Below are 14563 nucleotides of genomic sequence, written 5' to 3' on the forward strand. Positions count from 1 at the left end.
GCGATGCGCAACGTTGATGCGTCATGCCGCCGCTCGTCCACTTACTCCATTACGCTAAGGAGCGTCATCACAACCTGACACATAAGGAGTAGTTGTGGCTGCTATTGAAAGCGTGTATGCGCGTCAAATCCTTGATTCCCGTGGCAATCCGACCGTTGAGGTCGTCCTCGACACCGAGGACGGCGCCCGCGGCATCGGCCTGGTGCCGTCCGGTGCCTCCACCGGTGAGGCAGAGGCCTGGGAGCGTCGCGACGGCGACAAGTCCGTGTACATGGGCAAGGGTGTCCTGAACGCGGTCAAGGCCGTCAACGAGGAGATCGCCCCCAAGGTCATCGGCATGGACGCCACCGACCAGCGCGCCATCGACGACCTGATGATCGAGCTCGACGGCACCGCCAACAAGGGCCGCCTGGGCGCCAACGCCATCCTCGGCGTGTCCCTCGCCGCGATGTACGCCGCGGCCGAGAGCGCCGAACTGCCGCTGTACCGCTACATCGGCGGTACTAACGGCCACGTCCTGCCGGTGCCGAACATGAACATCATGAACGGCGGCGCCCACGCGGACTTCGCCACCGACATCCAGGAGTACATGATCTCCCCGTACGGCTTCCAGACCTACAGCGAGGCACTGCAGGCCGGCGTTGAGGTCTATCACACCCTCAAGAACGTGCTCAAGAAGCAGGGCCTGGCCACCGGCCTGGGCGACGAGGGCGGCTTCGCCCCGAAGATGAAGACCAACGAGGACTCCCTCAAGTTCATCATGGACGCCATCTCCGCCGCCGGCTACGAGCCGGGCAAGCAGATCGGCCTGTCCCTGGACGTCGCATCCTCCGAGTTCTACAACAAGGAGACCGGCAAGTACCACTTCGACGGCGAGGACCGCGACTCCGAGTACATGCTCGACTTCTACGAGAAGCTCGTCGACGAGTTCCCGATCGTCTCCATCGAGGATCCGTTCCAGGAGGAAGGCTGGGAGGACTGGGCCAAGATCACCAAGGCCCTCGGTGACCGTCTCCAGTTCGTGGGCGACGACCTGTTCGTCACCAACCCGGTGCGCCTGAAGAAGGGCATCGACATGGGTGCCGGCAACTCCCTGCTCGTCAAGCTCAACCAGATCGGCACCGTCTCCGAGACCCTCGACGCCATCGAACTGGCCACGAAGAACGGCTTCACCTCCATGGTCTCCCACCGTTCCGGCGAGACCCCGGACACTACGATCTCCGACCTCGCCGTGGCCAAGAACACCGGCCAGATCAAGACCGGCGCCCCGGCCCGCGGTGAGCGCATCGCCAAGTACAACCGCCTGCTCGAGATCGAGGAGGAGCTCGGCTCCACCGCCGAGTACGCCGGCTACAGCGCCTTCAAGGCCTGCAAGCAGTACATGTGAGCCATGACGCCGTCAAGGCTTCCTGCCTGACGCGCCTGACGTGACCATACCCGTCATGTTCGATACAGTCGAATGTGACGGGTATTTTCGTAACCATGAGCAAGCGACCACGACCACGCACCACGGCACCCGACACATCCAAGCACTCCCGGGGAGGGTCTGGTCCGGTGCTCTTCTTCGTCGCGTTGTTCATCGTCGCGTTGGGACTGATCCAGCTGATCGCGGCATTCCACTCCTATGCGTTGAACCTTTCCGAGCTCAACAGCCTCAGGAAGCAGGAATCCTCCCTGATCGCGCAGAAGCAGGAGCTGGAGAACGACATCGACCGTTGGAACGATGATGCCTATGTCACCGCACAGGCCAGGGAACGGCTCGGATATGTCTTCCCCGGCGAGACCCCCATCCGCGTCGACCACCCCGAGGCAGTCACCGGGCACAAGGAAACGGATGACGGTGCCATGGCCGACGGGGAAAGCACCCTGCCCTGGTACAGCGAGCTGGCCTACTCGCTGCGACAGGCCGACGATCCCAGGCAGGACGCCCTGAACACGACCACCACCGAGACCACTCCGACGGAGAACCATTGACCATGAACGAACACGAGAACCTGGACAGCCTGATGCGCCGCCGTCTGGACGAGATCCTGGCGACCCCGGCCACCGACGAGGACATCGCCGTGGTGCAGGAGCAGCTGGGACGTTACCCACGAGGCATGGTTGCAGTGGGGGCGCGCGATGGGCAAGGCATCCCCCTGGCCGTGGTCACCCGTCCCATCGTGGACGGGAAGGTGCCGTTCCCCACGACTTTCTACCTGACCGGGCCGGCCGTCGTCAAGGCCGCCTCGCATCTCGAGGCCGAAGGCGCCATGCGTGAGCTGGGCGCGATGTTGGCCGCCGACGAGGAGCTGCAGGCTTCCTACCGGCGTGCCCATGAGTCCTTCCTCGCGTTCAGGCATGTCTTGGCGGAACGCATGGGGGACAGCGAGGAGCATATCGCCGGCATCTCCGCGGGCGGCATGCCGGTGCGCATCAAATGCCTGCATGCCCTGGTCGCGCACAGCCTGGTCATGGGACCGGGCATCAACCCCATCGGCGACATGGCCATGGATCGCATGCGCGTGGAACTGGAGGACGAAGGCGTGACGGTTCCAGGCTTCTTCGCCTGAGACGGATGCACTGCCGAGGACCACTGCAAGGAGGACCGAACATCATGGATCACGTGACGGTTGCCGGGATTGACTGCGGCACCAACTCCATCCGCCTGAAGATCGCGCGCGTGGGGCACGACGGCATCGAGGACATCGTGCCGCGCACCCTGCGTGTGGTGCGTCTGGGGGAAGGGGTCGACCGCACTCGCGAATTCGCCGCGGACGCGCTGGAACGCACCTACGCGGCAACGCGCGAGTTCGCGGGAATCCTCGCCAGCCATCCCGTGGACGCCCTGCGTTTCGTCGCCACTTCGGCCACCCGTGATGCGCGCAACCGCAGTGACTTCGAGGATACGGTCGAGTCCATCCTCGGGGTGCGTCCCGAGGTCATCAGCGGTACGGAAGAGGCTGACCTGAGTTTCCTGGCCGCCACTTCCATGACACGCCGTGCGGACCTGGAGCCCCCCTTCATCGTCATAGACCTGGGCGGGGGATCCACCGAATTGGTGCTGGGCGGCGATGGCGAGTCCGCGAGTGCCACCAAGGTGCAGGCCGCCTACTCCATGGACATCGGATCCGTGCGCATGACGGAACGCCATTTCCACCATGACCCGCCCACCCAAGGCGAAATCGACGCTGCCGTGGAGGACATCGACGCGCACGTCACCGAGGCCTTCCGCACGGTGCCTGCAGGGCAGGCCCGCACCATCATCGGCGTGTCCGGCACCGTGACCACCATGACGGCCTTGGCGATGGGACTTGACCGCTACGACCACAGTGCCGTCGATGGCGTACGCATGGACTTCGCCCGGGCCTTCGACGTCGACGACCGTTTCCTGCACATGACGAGGGCCGAACGGCGCACGTACCCCACCATCCATCCGGGCCGCATCGACGTGGTCGGCGGCGGTGCGCTGGTCTGGAACCGTGTGCTTGCCCGTATTGGCGACGCGGCCCTGGCTGACCACGGGCAGCGCATCGATTCCTACGTCGCCAGCGAGCACGGCCTGCTGGACGGACTTGTCCTCGACCTGGGGCGCCGATTGCTGGCGCACATCTGACCCTGGGCATGGCGGGGTATGCCATGGCATAATATCCATGAATGCCCCATGCCTCCGTGGCGAAATCGGTAAACGCAGCTGGCTTAAACCCAGCCGCTTCGGCTTGCGGGTTCGAGTCCCGCCGGAGGCACTCGCGGATGATGCGGACACTGTGCCGTGACCTCTCCGTAACACGGCGAAACACGGGCATGCCTACAGTGTGCCCATGAATCAAGCAGCACTGGCCCACAGGACGAGGACATCCATGACGAACAAAGCTCCCACCCCACCGGAACGGAACCATGCGAAGGGGGAACTGCCCCTCATGGCCACGCAGGCGATAATCCTCGCCGCGGCGCTCTCGCTCGGCGAGCTTCTCTGCTGCCCCCTCTACGCAGGCATCGTGCCGGTGGCACCGCTGCCCTGGGCGGCCATCGCCATCCTCCTGGCCGTTGGCTTCTCCTACATCGTTGGGTTCGCACTGCTGTGGTGCGCCGAGTCCTTCGCCTATCGCATGAAGCGTACGGTCCAGCCTGTCGTCTATGCGGTCACCGGTGCCATCGGCTTCGCGGTATGGACCGTATGGGTCGTTCTGGGCATCGTGAACATGATTACCGCGCGAGCCGGACTGGGTGTCGTGAGCCATGCCACCACGGTGATGGTGGGCATCAATGGCGCCTTGCTCGGCATGGTGGCCTTCTTCCTGGCCTTCACCCTGGCCCCGAGACTTGCCAAGCGCATGAAGACCATGGTGGCCGTCGCCGCCGTGACCGTCCTCCTGGCGATTGCCGGAGGCGTGATCCTCGCCATGGTGCTGCAGGCGCTCAACGCCTAGCACCTGGGGAGAGGGCGTACCCGTACGGGCCTATAATGCCTGGTATGTTCAGCTTGCTCGACTTGTTCTCCATCGGTGTCGGTCCCAGCTCCTCCCATACGGTGGGCCCCATGCTGGCCACACGTGCCTTCGCCCATGACCTGGCGGTACGGGGTGTGCTGGGGGAGGTGGCACAGGTGAACGTCGTGTTGTACGGTTCCCTCGCCATGACGGGACTGGGCCACGGGACCGACAGGGCGGCTGTCGCCGGGCTGGAAGGCAACGACCCCCGCACGGTGGATACTGATTACTTGGCGCATATCCACGCCATATGCGCACAAAGGCGCACCATCGCACTGGACGGCACCCATCGCATCGCATTCGACTTCGATCGTGACATCGTGGTGGACGCCTGGCACCGTCTGGCTCCCCATCCCAACGGATTGCGCTGCATCGCCCGGGACACGCGAGGCGCAGTGCTCCTCGAGCAGGTATGGTACTCCGTCGGTGGCGGTTTCATCGAGCAGGGCAGTCCCGACGATACTGTCCTTGACCTGCACGACCGTGCCCCGTATGACGGCACCCCAAGGCACGCCGAGCTGCACGGACCGGACGAATCCACGCAAGGCTGGCCCTACCCCTTTGCCACGGCCGCCCAGCTCGTCGGGCAATGCGAGACGCACCATATATCCATTGCCGACATCGTCTGGGCCAACGAGACAGCATCCCGACCGGCCTCCGAGGTGCTTGCGCAACTCGATGCCATCCGTGAGGCCATGCATGCCTGCGTTTGCGCGGGTTGCACGAGCGGCCAGACCGTCCTTCTGGGCGGCCTCGACGTGCCCAGGCGGGCGCCGGGAATCTACGCCAGCCTGCGCATGGGTGCGGACGTGCTCGCTGCGGAACGTTGCGGACCGCTATCCGCAATCACCCACGCGGATGCCGCCTGGCTTGACCTCTTCGCACTTGCCGTCAGCGAGGAGAACGCCGCGGGCGGACGCGTGGTCACGGCGCCCACCAACGGCTCCGCCGGCGTGATTCCCTCCGTGCTCATGTTCTACCGGCATCTGGTCCCCAATGCCGATGACCAAGGTGTGCGTACCTTCCTGCTCACTGCCGCGGCGGTGGGATATCTCATCAAGCGCAATGCGTCGATTTCCGGGGCGGAGGTGGGATGCCAAGGCGAGGTGGGATCGGCATGTTCCATGGCAGCGGCAGGGTTGTGCGCCGTGGTCGGCGGGACCGTGCGCCAAGTGGAGAATGCGGCCGAGATCGGCATGGAGCACCATCTGGGACTTACCTGTGACCCAGTCGGTGGCTTGGTGCAGATTCCCTGTATCGAACGCAATGCAGTTGCGGCGAACACGGCTGTCGCCGCAGTGCGCCTGGCCATGCTCGGCGATGGCTCCCATATCGTCAGCTTGGATCAGGTGATTGCCACGATGAGGGATACAGGTCGCGACATGATGTCCAAATACAAGGAGACATCCCAGGGCGGTCTGGCCCTCAACGTGGTGGAATGCTGACTCTGCCGCTGGCTGCATGGGTGCCGCCGGCCCCGTTGGTGTGCTACTGTGGGGGAGTTGCAACCTATCAAGGAGGAACTATGGCTACTCAGATGCCTGAGGTCCAAGGCGGATTCGGCGACCTTCCGGAGCTTGTTTTCCCCGAGGGTGAGGCCCCGAAGGGCCTGAAGGTCGTGGAGCTGGTGGAAGGCAACGGGCCGATGGTGCGCCGTGGCGACACCGTGACGGTCAATTACCACGGTCAGGTATGGGGCAAGGACGAAGCCTTCGACTCCAGCTTCGAACGTCATCAGCCCGCAAGCTTCGGCATCGGTGTGGGCCAGGTCATCAAGGGCTGGGACCAGACGGTGCCTGGACACAATGTCGGTTCACGCCTCCTGGTCTCCATCCCCCCGGAGTATGGGTATGGTTCGCGCGGTGTCCCGCAGGCCGGCATCGGCGGCGGTGATACGCTCGAATTCGTGATCGACATCATCTCGACACGTTGAACCATGCGCCATGCGGACCGGGGCGCCGAAGCAGTCGGCTTCGGTGCTCCGTCTTGTTGTGAAAGGGCGCAACGAACCAAGCAAGCGGCTGCCCCGCCCAGCCGCCATCAAGAAGGACGTGCATTATGGCAGAAGAAGAAAAGACCATCCTGCTCACCCAGGAGGCATATGACAAGCTCAAGGAGGAGCTGGCTTGGCGAGAGGGTGAATACCGTGACGAGATCACGGAGCGAATCGCCGCGGCCCGTGCCGAGGGCGACCTCTCGGAGAACGGCGGGTACCAGGCGGCTCGCGAGGAGCAGGGCAAGAACGAGGGACGTGTCAACGAACTCATCGTCAAGCTGCGCAACGCCAAGATCCTCGAGGCGCCTGCGGCGGGTACGGTGGGCAACGGCTCGGTCGTCACGATTGACCTTGCCGGGCGTGACATGACCTACGTGCTCGGTTCGCGTGACATCGCCGTGGCCACCGATTACGACGTCATCAGCCCTGAATCGCCCATTGGCGCAGCCATTCTCGGTGCCCACGAGGGGGACACCGTTTCCTATAAGGCTCCCAACGGCCGGGAGATCTCGGTGACCGTCAAGGAGGCGCGTCCCCTGCAGTGACCTGGTGGTCGGAACTGCTTGCATGCAAAAGCCCCGCACATCGACATGACGTGCGGGGCTTTTGCATGCAAGCAGTTCCGATCACCTCAGGTTCACGATCACCAGGTAGATCGCCACCATGTGGCATGCGTATCCTGCGATGGTGCCCAGATGGAATATCTCGTGGAAACCGAAGACCCGCGGCCAGGGATCCGGCTTGCGCGTCGCATACACGATGGCGCCGGCAATATAGCAGATGCCTCCGGCCAGGACCAGCCAGACCACGGCGGGACCGGCCGTCGGGGATTGCCAGAACAGCCCCATGAAGGCGACCCCGGAGACCCCGAAGATGATGTAGACGGCGACGTAGAGCCAGCGTGGCGCGTTGATCCATACCACGTGGATGATGAGAGCCACCGCGGTGCAGCTCCACATGCCGATGATGATCACCTGACGCCAGAAATCGTCCAAGGCGAAGGAAATCGGCGTATAGGTGCCCGCAATGAGCAGGAAGATGTTCATGTGGTCGATTCGGCGCAATACATCGGTGACCCTCGGCGACCAATCACCCAGATGATAGGCGGCCGAATTGGCGAATAGCACCAACGAGGACGCCATGAAGACGGCGCATGCCCACTTGAGGCCCGTTCCATGGGCCAGGCAGATGAGCACGATGCCGGCAGCCAAGGCGAGTGGCGCGGACCCGGCGTGCAGCCATCCGCGCATGAGCGGCTTCTCGCGCCCATGTACATCCAGGCGTATCTTCCTGACGCGCCCGGACCCGTGGCCGTCCTCGATGCCGGCGGCCTTCCTCTCGCCCTTGGCGAGGACCTTCCCCGCACGTTCCTCGGCCTTGGCCCGGATGGCATCGGCCTTGGCCCGTGCCTGGGCGCGGACGGCCGCGGCCCTGCTTGCAAGTTCCTGCCGACGCACGCCATCCGCTGGCTGTTGCAGCTCGTCGTGTGCGCCCCCATGTGAGGTTTCCATGCTTCCTTCTCCGAAGTTTGTTACGTTGACGTAGCTTACGCTACCGTAACTTCATGACATGATGATCGTCATGCCGCGTATGATGTTCGCATGGCTGATTTTTCACAGATACTGGCAACCCGCCCTGATTTCGACGCCGCGGACCGTGAATGGCTGCACCACCTCGTAGCTGATTGGCAGGTGATTGCCGACCTGAGCTTTGCCGACCTGCTCCTGGTGCTCCAGCGGGGCGACGGCAGCTATGTGGTCGCGGAGCAGTGTCGCCCCTCTACGGTGATGAGCCTGCGCGTCGACGACATCGTCGGTACGGTGATCGGCGGCGGCGAGCTGGCGGAGGAAATGGATGCCGCCATGGCCACCGATGGGGTCTACCACGCGGCGCGTTTCCATGACGTTGACGGCTCCACCGTATGCAACGTGTATGCGCCCATCCGGCATGCGGGCAAGACCTTGGGGCTCGTAGTGAGGGAGACCAACCTGGCCACCCGCGAGTCCAACGGCAGGTACGAGTCGGAAAGCATCCTGGCCGGCAAGCAATTGTTCGCCATGATTCCCCGCGGACAGTTCCCGTACCATGACGCGGTCATGAACCAACGGCACAATGCACGTGTCTCGGACGGCTTCATCGTGCTCACCGTGGACGGTGACGTACTCTACGCATCCCCGAACGGCATCAGCTGTTTCCGCCGCCTGGGCATGATGGACCCCCTCGAGGGGGCCAACCTCAGCGAGGTGGGCACCGGCCTGCTGCACGAGAATGACAACGTCTCCGAAACGCTGCCGTTGGTGCTTCTGGGCAAGGCTGCAGTCGACTCCGAACTGGATGCCAACAAGTCGGCCGTGTCGATCCGCTCCTTGCCCCTCATGGATGCGGAAGGACGCACCGGGGCAGTGGTCCTCTGCCGCGATGTCACTGAGCTGCGCCGTCGCGAAGTGGAATTGCAGACCAAGGACGCCACCATCTCGGAAATCCACCACCGGGTCAAGAACAACCTGCAGGCCGTGTCCGCATTGCTCCGGCTCCAGGCGCGCCGTACCGGCAGCGACGAGGTCAAGAAGGAGCTGCAGGAGGCCCAACGACGGGTGCAGACCATCGCCATGGTGCATGAGGGCCTGAGCCAGTCGGCCGACGACATCGTGGACTTCGACAAGGTGATCGCGAACCTGCTGCGCATGAGCGTGGACCTGGCGTCCATGAGCGAACAGCGGATCGGCATACACTTCGTAGGCAAATTCGGCATGATGCCCGCACAGGATGCCACGCCGCTGTCCCTGGTGCTCACCGAACTGATCACGAACGCCGTCGAACATGGTTATGAGAACCGCAAGGAAGGTGAAATCACCGTGTCCGTCGCGAGGGAGGGCAACTGCCTGCATATCGTGGTGGAGGACGATGGCAACGGATTGGCGCACGAGGAGCATGACGGCATGGCACGCTCCTCGGGGTCTGGTCTGGGCACGCAAATCATCAATACCTTCGTGACCAACGATTTCAACGGGCATGTGGCGTGGAAACCCGGCAGCAACGGTGGCACCCGCGTGGAATTGGACATCACGCTGCGGGCAGCCTGAGGGACGTCATGCATGGGTGGGCCCCGGACGCCGAATCGGCGTCCGGGGCCCACCCATGCATGACGTCCCTCAGGCTGCCCGCAGCGTCACAGCTGCATCTGCATGGACTGGGAACGGCGCGCCCGCATGGCGCGACGCTTCAATGCGCGGCGCTCATCCTCGCTCAAGCCGCCCCAGACGCCATAATCCTGGTTGGTGTCCAGTGCACACTTGAGGCAGGCGTCGATGACCTTGCACGTGCGGCAGACGGCCTTTGCCTCCTCGATTTGCTGGTAGGCGGCGCCAGTGTTGCCAACCGGGAAAAACAGCTCGGGATCCTTGTCGCGGCAAGCGGCCTTGGCACGCCAGTCGAATGCACTGCTCATGGTGGTGGGTTCCTTTGTGTCGAGAACGGAGGTGCTACGTTGCTCATGCTATGCAACTTCCGGATTTTTTTCAAGGGTTTTGTGCAGATTCCCACCTTTCGGGCCCCGGGACGCCGTCTGGTCCCTGCCTTATGCACTGCAGAGGACTGGCTTGGTCCCCATTGAGCAGGATGCCACGCCCCGGTATCCGGTAATCCTCCGAGGACAGTGCGGCAAGCACCCTTGCGGGGATGCCGTTGCCGAGGTCGACGCTGCGATCCCCTGTAGGGAAGACCAATCGCATGGCACAATGCTCGGGCACTCGCAGCCGACGGCCCGACTGCAGCGTGAAGATCGTCCAGGCGCGATGATCCGCCAAGCGGTCACGGAAGGCGATGGCTTCCGCATCCATCGCCAGTGGGTCGAGCAGCCGGTCGGCATCGGCGACGCAGGCCACATCCAAGCCTGCACGATGCGCTTGCTCATCCAGTGCTTGCAGGACCTCATGGACACCATGGGTGCGCGAGCCGATGAGCGCGAGATTGCCCATCGAAGAATCAATCCAGGCCGGATCGTAGGCTACGCCGTCGTCGGACAACCCCAAGGGAAGACAACCCCGAGGCGGCGGACCCAATGACACCGTGTCCACGCTGCAGGGCAATGGCGGAGTGAACAGGAGTCCATCGCGTTCCCTGCCGAACAGGATGTGGCAGGTCTCGATGTGCGCGATGGTCGCCTCAAGGTCCCTGGGTCTGGCGCAGCGCATCAGGACAGGCTGCTCGTCATGGAGCACGAAAGCCAGGCCGGGTGCCGCTGCGGGGAGCCGAGCAGCCTCCTGGGACCCGATCATCTCCTGTGATTGCAGGCCGTCCCGCACCCGAAGGCATATCCTGCAGTTGATGTTCGCCTTCATGGAGGCGCTGATCTGTCCCAAGGGGTTCTGCGTGCACGCAATGAGGTGCATTCCCAGCGAACGGCCCAGGGATGCGATGCGCACCAATCGGTCCATGTAGTCGGGAAGCTGCTCATGGACCATGTGGAATTCATCGACCACGATGACCAGACGTGGGGGCGCCTGGGCACTCTCCATGAGGTCGGGGCAGCGCAGGGACGCGGCAAGACGTTCACGATGCGTCAGTTCACGTTCCAAGGCCAGCAAGGCGCGCGTGGCGTAGGGAAGGTCGAGGTCATTGACACAACCCCGCACATGAGGGAGCGCGGCAAGCGAGTCCAAGGCGGCCCCTCCCTTGAAATCCAGGAGTACGAACTGCATGCGCCAAGGCGGGAGCGTCGCAGCCAGTGCCAGGCACCAGTCCTGCAGGAGGATCGATTTGCCCGAGCCGGTCGTCCCTGCGACCATGGCATGGGGGCCTTGCTGTGCCAAGTCAAGGCATGCGGTGGCGCCTGACTGCCCCAGGCCGATGGGCACGGAACAGGACCCGCCGGCCGTCAGCCATCGATGGGCGATGGTGCGGAAAGGAAGGGAATCGGCAGTCAGGTCCAGGAGGTCCTCCAACGAGCTGCTTGCAAGGCGTGCTTGGCTGCCGGCGGGGGACGGTGGCTCGGATTGCGACATGCCGAAAGGATGGGATGGGCGATCCCGTCCGGATGCCAGGGCCGCCGCGGTCCCGACGCATCCCGCGCCGACCATGAGGGCGAACACCCATTGGCGGTTGGCCATGAGTATGACCAACATGATGCCCTGCGCCGCGACCGGCATGATGCGCGCACATCGTCGCAGGATGGCGCTGCGCCGTGCCATGCCGCGCTGATTGGTCTCTTCCATGGATCCAGCATGACAGGACTGCGGGGAAGGCACAAGTGCCGGGGGTTGCTGTGGTCGGGCGTCTGGCATTACGCCCAGGGCATCCTCGGGGACTGCCGTTACAGTTCGGATGCCGACCCCACGGTCCCCGCGGCATGCGTACCGTCATTGAGTTGGTCGAACAGCTCGAGGTTGCGGTCATTGTCCAGAAGCACACACGAACCGACGCCGTCGACGACATAGCCCGGGTCGCTCCAATACAGGGAACCCGTGATGCCTTGGTCACCTGAAGCGTCACGGAATGCCAGCAGCATGTGCACCAACGTCATGGGATTGGTCGCCTCGTCCACGGTCACGGCGTCCAGGGCGGCGTCGCCCACGTTCCTCAGCTTGCTGAAGTTGAGCAAGGTGGAAGGGGACAACGCCTTCTTCGCGATGGCGCCGATGACCTGCTGCTGGCGTTCGCTGCGGCCGAAATCTCCCTTGGGATCCGAATACCTCATCCGGGAGAACGCAAGGGCGGTCTTGCCGTCGGCCACATGGCAGCCGGCGGTCCAATGGAGTTCCGATTTCTCGTCATCGACGTCAGCGTCATAGCACAGCTCCACGCCGCCCAGCGCATCGACGACCTTGGTCAGTCCCCCGAAGGTCATCTTCACCACATGGTCGACGCGATGCCCGGTGATGTCCTCGACCTGCTCGACCAGCGCCTGGCGGCCATACTCCTGCATGGCCGCATTGATCTTGAGGTAATTGCCATTGATTTCCAGCAGGGAATCACGGGGGATGGAGATGAGCGAACTGGGACCGTGCTTGGGTTTCGTAAGCACCAGGATGGTGTCGGTACGCTCGCCGGGGGTGTCGTCACCCGTGGTCCCGTCACGTTCGTCGGACCCCAGGAGGAGCCACGTGGTGGCGGACGAGGCAGCGGGACCGCCGGCAGGGATCCATTCCTCACGGTGCAACCCGCTGTCGACCCAGTGCCACAGTCCAGCCACCGTACACCCCAGTGCCAGTGCCAACACCACGAGGACGGCAATGACCCTGTTGCGGATGCGGTGCGGACGGACCGCCTTGGTACGCTGCCGTGCCGGGGACGGTGCACTCCCCGCAGGCTGCCGTGGGGCGCGTGGTGCGGGGGAAGCCGACGCCGGAGCCGACGCGGTACCGGCATGGCGTGTGCCTCCCGACGCCGACCGTCCCTGCTTCGGCGCGAAGCTGGGCGGTGTCGATGCCGACGGCTGGGGAGTCGCGTCGGCATCTGCCCGTGAATGGCGTGGGGCAAAACTCGGTGGTGTCCCGCTGCCGTCGTCGTAGCTCATCGTCGTCCTTCGTGTATGTCGGTGGTCAGTCCTGCTTGTTCGGCTGCACGGCGCATACCGTGTTGTTGAGGTAGTCATCCGCAATGCCGATGTACTGGCCGGTGTCCTGGTCCTTGATGGTGCCGTTCTCCGGATCGACGATGCCATTGGTGTTCGGGTCCACCAATGTGCCGTCAGGCATTGTGATCAGCCCCGTGACGGGATCGACGGTAGGGGTCGGCGTCGAGGAGGGGGCGGGAGAGGATTCCTCCGACGAGGACCCCTCCGGTGTCGGTTCGGGCTCCTGGGAAGCGGATTCGGAAGGAGAGGCACTGGCGGTCGAGCCGTTGCCCTGCGCCTCCTCCTGGTCCGAGGAATCGTCTCCGTACAGCGGCTTGTCCTCCTGGAATTTCTTCCACACCTCCTTGGCGCTGTCGGCCCAAACCACGCGATTGGGATCGAAGGGCGCCTGGATGATGGGGACGGTCTGCGCATAGATGTGGGAGAACTGCAGGTTGCGCAGGCTGAAGGCCAGGCCCATGAGCGCATTCGTGTTGGCCATGCCGTCGCTGATGTTGAGCGAGTTCAGCGCTGCGATTGCCAGCTGGTACAACTGCGAGGTCTGGGTGAACAGGTTCTTGGAAATCGCTTCGCGGAAAATCGATTTGATGAGGTACTGCTGTCTCGTGGTCCTCATGATGTCCGAACCGTCGGTCCCCGTTCCCTTGCGCATGCGCGCATAGTTCGTCGCCTGCCGTCCGTCGAGATGCTGCATGCCCTTCTTGAGGTCCAGCTCGGTGTTGGCATCGACGGTGTCCACGGGGATGCACACGTCCACGCCGCCCAGGGCGTCGATCATGTCGGTCAGCCCCTTGAAGTCGACCACGATGAAGTTGGAGATGTGCAGTCCGGTGAGCGCATTGACCGCGTTGACGGTGCAGCTGGCCGCACTCGACAGGTCGCCGCCCTCCTGGTATGCCGTACTGAAGATGGTGTTGAACATGATGCCGTACTGTGCGGGGACGGTGCCCTTCGACGTGCGGCAGCTAGGGACATCGACGATGGAATCCCGGGGGATGGAGACGATGTTGATGAATTGGCGGTTCGGACCGATCTCCACGACCATGGTGGTGTCCGCATTATGCAATCCGATATCCGCCTCGGTCCCCCCGGACAAGGCTGCATTGTCGCCGTCACGGGTGTCCTGTCCGATGACCACGAAGGAGATGGCCTTGCCTGAGTTGGGATCGAGCACTTCGTCCTCGCCGCCTTCCACCAGGCTTTCGACACGGTTGGTCTGCACCACGCCGTTGATGTTGAGCCATGTGGCGTAAGCTGCAGCACCGCCGAATGCGAGGACCGCGATGACGATGCAGGCCACCAGGCGCAGTATCCGGTGCCGAATGCGGTAGGCGACTGCGCTGTGGTGGGGATGCATGCGCATCGACCCGCCCAGATAGGTCGGTTGCTCATTCCTGTCGATATGGGAAGCCAAAACGTGCCTTTCGTTGTCTGCCTCCGCACATGGCGTCAACCACAAGACGCAGGGAAGCTTGGCGTATCACCACTCGGATTCTACCCGTGGACATATGAGATTATATGACA

14 protein-coding genes and 1 tRNA gene are annotated in these 14563 nt (G+C 63.6%); 10 read left to right on the forward strand and 5 right to left on the reverse strand.

The genetic code is table 11. The annotated features are described in order from the left end of the window. Nucleotides 1-94: 94 nt before the first annotated feature. From eno to BCUN_RS01465, 9 genes are all read left to right on the forward strand, one after another. Nucleotides 95-1387 carry a phosphopyruvate hydratase gene (gene eno / locus BCUN_RS01425; RefSeq protein WP_033515481.1) on the forward strand — a complete coding sequence of 431 codons (1293 nt, stop codon included), beginning with the start codon at nt 95-97 and terminating at the stop codon, nt 1385-1387. Between the two features lie 95 nt (nt 1388-1482). Next, nucleotides 1483-1974: an FtsB family cell division protein gene (locus BCUN_RS01430; protein ID WP_033515483.1), complete on the forward strand. Its 492-nt coding sequence runs from the start codon at nt 1483-1485 to the stop codon at nt 1972-1974. Nucleotides 1975-1976: 2 nt separating this feature from the next. Continuing rightward, a complete protein-coding gene (locus tag BCUN_RS01435) occupies nt 1977-2552 on the forward strand; it encodes a DUF501 domain-containing protein (RefSeq protein ID WP_051920447.1) in 576 nt (191 codons plus the stop codon). 44 nt (nt 2553-2596) lie between these two features. Beyond that, on the forward strand, nt 2597-3595 hold the full coding sequence (locus BCUN_RS01440; protein WP_033515485.1) for a Ppx/GppA phosphatase family protein: 999 nt from the start codon (nt 2597-2599) through the stop codon (nt 3593-3595). Between the two features lie 50 nt (nt 3596-3645). After that, a tRNA-Leu gene (locus BCUN_RS01445) sits at nt 3646-3725 on the forward strand. 114 nt (nt 3726-3839) lie between these two features. Continuing rightward, nucleotides 3840-4409, forward strand: coding sequence for a hypothetical protein (locus BCUN_RS01450; RefSeq protein ID WP_033515487.1), 570 nt, complete (start codon nt 3840-3842; stop codon nt 4407-4409). A 44-nt stretch (nt 4410-4453) separates the two neighbouring features. Next, the gene (locus BCUN_RS01455; protein ID WP_033515489.1) at nt 4454-5914 is read left to right on the forward strand and encodes an L-serine ammonia-lyase; all 1461 of its coding nucleotides are present in this window, start codon (nt 4454-4456) and stop codon (nt 5912-5914) included. An 80-nt stretch (nt 5915-5994) separates the two neighbouring features. Further along, nucleotides 5995-6402 carry an FKBP-type peptidyl-prolyl cis-trans isomerase gene (locus BCUN_RS01460; RefSeq protein ID WP_033515491.1) on the forward strand — a complete coding sequence of 136 codons (408 nt, stop codon included), beginning with the start codon at nt 5995-5997 and terminating at the stop codon, nt 6400-6402. Nucleotides 6403-6527: 125 nt separating this feature from the next. Beyond that, nucleotides 6528-7010: a GreA/GreB family elongation factor gene (locus BCUN_RS01465; RefSeq protein ID WP_033515493.1), complete on the forward strand. Its 483-nt coding sequence runs from the start codon at nt 6528-6530 to the stop codon at nt 7008-7010. An 81-nt stretch (nt 7011-7091) separates the two neighbouring features. Here BCUN_RS01465 and trhA read toward each other — a convergent pair whose 3' ends face one another. Continuing rightward, complete coding sequence (trhA, locus tag BCUN_RS01470; protein ID WP_051920449.1) at nt 7092-7976, reverse strand: PAQR family membrane homeostasis protein TrhA; 885 nt, start codon at nt 7974-7976, stop codon at nt 7092-7094. 90 nt (nt 7977-8066) lie between these two features. Here trhA and BCUN_RS01475 point away from each other — a divergent pair, with 90 nt between their 5' ends. Beyond that, nucleotides 8067-9548, forward strand: a complete 1482-nt coding sequence (locus BCUN_RS01475) for a sensor histidine kinase (RefSeq protein WP_033515495.1) — start codon at nt 8067-8069, stop codon at nt 9546-9548. An 86-nt stretch (nt 9549-9634) separates the two neighbouring features. Here BCUN_RS01475 and BCUN_RS01480 read toward each other — a convergent pair whose 3' ends face one another. The 4 genes from BCUN_RS01480 to BCUN_RS01495 form a co-directional block, all read right to left on the reverse strand. Further along, entirely contained in the window at nt 9635-9913 is a 279-nt protein-coding gene (locus tag BCUN_RS01480) for a WhiB family transcriptional regulator (protein WP_033515497.1), read from the reverse strand. Between the two features lie 70 nt (nt 9914-9983). Continuing rightward, nucleotides 9984-11678, reverse strand: a complete 1695-nt coding sequence (locus tag BCUN_RS01485; protein ID WP_238552285.1) for an FtsK/SpoIIIE domain-containing protein — start codon at nt 11676-11678, stop codon at nt 9984-9986. A gap of 98 nt (nt 11679-11776) precedes the next feature. After that, nucleotides 11777-12979 carry an LCP family protein gene (locus tag BCUN_RS01490; protein ID WP_238552286.1) on the reverse strand — a complete coding sequence of 401 codons (1203 nt, stop codon included), beginning with the start codon at nt 12977-12979 and terminating at the stop codon, nt 11777-11779. Between the two features lie 25 nt (nt 12980-13004). Next, on the reverse strand, nt 13005-14453 hold the full coding sequence (locus BCUN_RS01495) for an LCP family protein (protein WP_033515499.1): 1449 nt from the start codon (nt 14451-14453) through the stop codon (nt 13005-13007). Nucleotides 14454-14563: the final 110 nt, after the last annotated feature.

Origin of the sequence: Bifidobacterium cuniculi, assembly GCF_000741575.1 — a bacterium.
GTDB classification, from domain to species: Bacteria; Actinomycetota; Actinomycetes; order Actinomycetales; family Bifidobacteriaceae; genus Bifidobacterium; species Bifidobacterium cuniculi.

Excerpts from the sequence above, each read along its gene's own strand:
- BCUN_RS01480 (WP_033515497.1), bottom strand. The coding sequence starts at position 9,913 with ATGAGCAGTGCATTCGACTGGCGTGCCAAGGCCGCTTGCCGCGACAAG.
- BCUN_RS01465 (WP_033515493.1), top strand. The coding sequence starts at position 6,528 with ATGGCAGAAGAAGAAAAGACCATCCTGCTCACCCAGGAGGCATATGAC.
- BCUN_RS01490 (WP_238552286.1), bottom strand. The coding sequence starts at position 12,979 with ATGAGCTACGACGACGGCAGCGGGACACCACCGAGTTTTGCCCCACGC.
- BCUN_RS01475 (WP_033515495.1), top strand. The coding sequence starts at position 8,067 with ATGGCTGATTTTTCACAGATACTGGCAACCCGCCCTGATTTCGACGCC.
- BCUN_RS01440 (WP_033515485.1), top strand. The coding sequence starts at position 2,597 with ATGGATCACGTGACGGTTGCCGGGATTGACTGCGGCACCAACTCCATC.
- BCUN_RS01430 (WP_033515483.1), top strand. The coding sequence starts at position 1,483 with ATGAGCAAGCGACCACGACCACGCACCACGGCACCCGACACATCCAAG.
- trhA (WP_051920449.1), bottom strand. The coding sequence starts at position 7,976 with ATGGAAACCTCACATGGGGGCGCACACGACGAGCTGCAACAGCCAGCG.
- BCUN_RS01460 (WP_033515491.1), top strand. The coding sequence starts at position 5,995 with ATGGCTACTCAGATGCCTGAGGTCCAAGGCGGATTCGGCGACCTTCCG.
- BCUN_RS01435 (WP_051920447.1), top strand. The coding sequence starts at position 1,977 with ATGAACGAACACGAGAACCTGGACAGCCTGATGCGCCGCCGTCTGGAC.
- BCUN_RS01485 (WP_238552285.1), bottom strand. The coding sequence starts at position 11,678 with ATGGAAGAGACCAATCAGCGCGGCATGGCACGGCGCAGCGCCATCCTG.
- BCUN_RS01455 (WP_033515489.1), top strand. The coding sequence starts at position 4,454 with ATGTTCAGCTTGCTCGACTTGTTCTCCATCGGTGTCGGTCCCAGCTCC.
- BCUN_RS01450 (WP_033515487.1), top strand. The coding sequence starts at position 3,840 with ATGACGAACAAAGCTCCCACCCCACCGGAACGGAACCATGCGAAGGGG.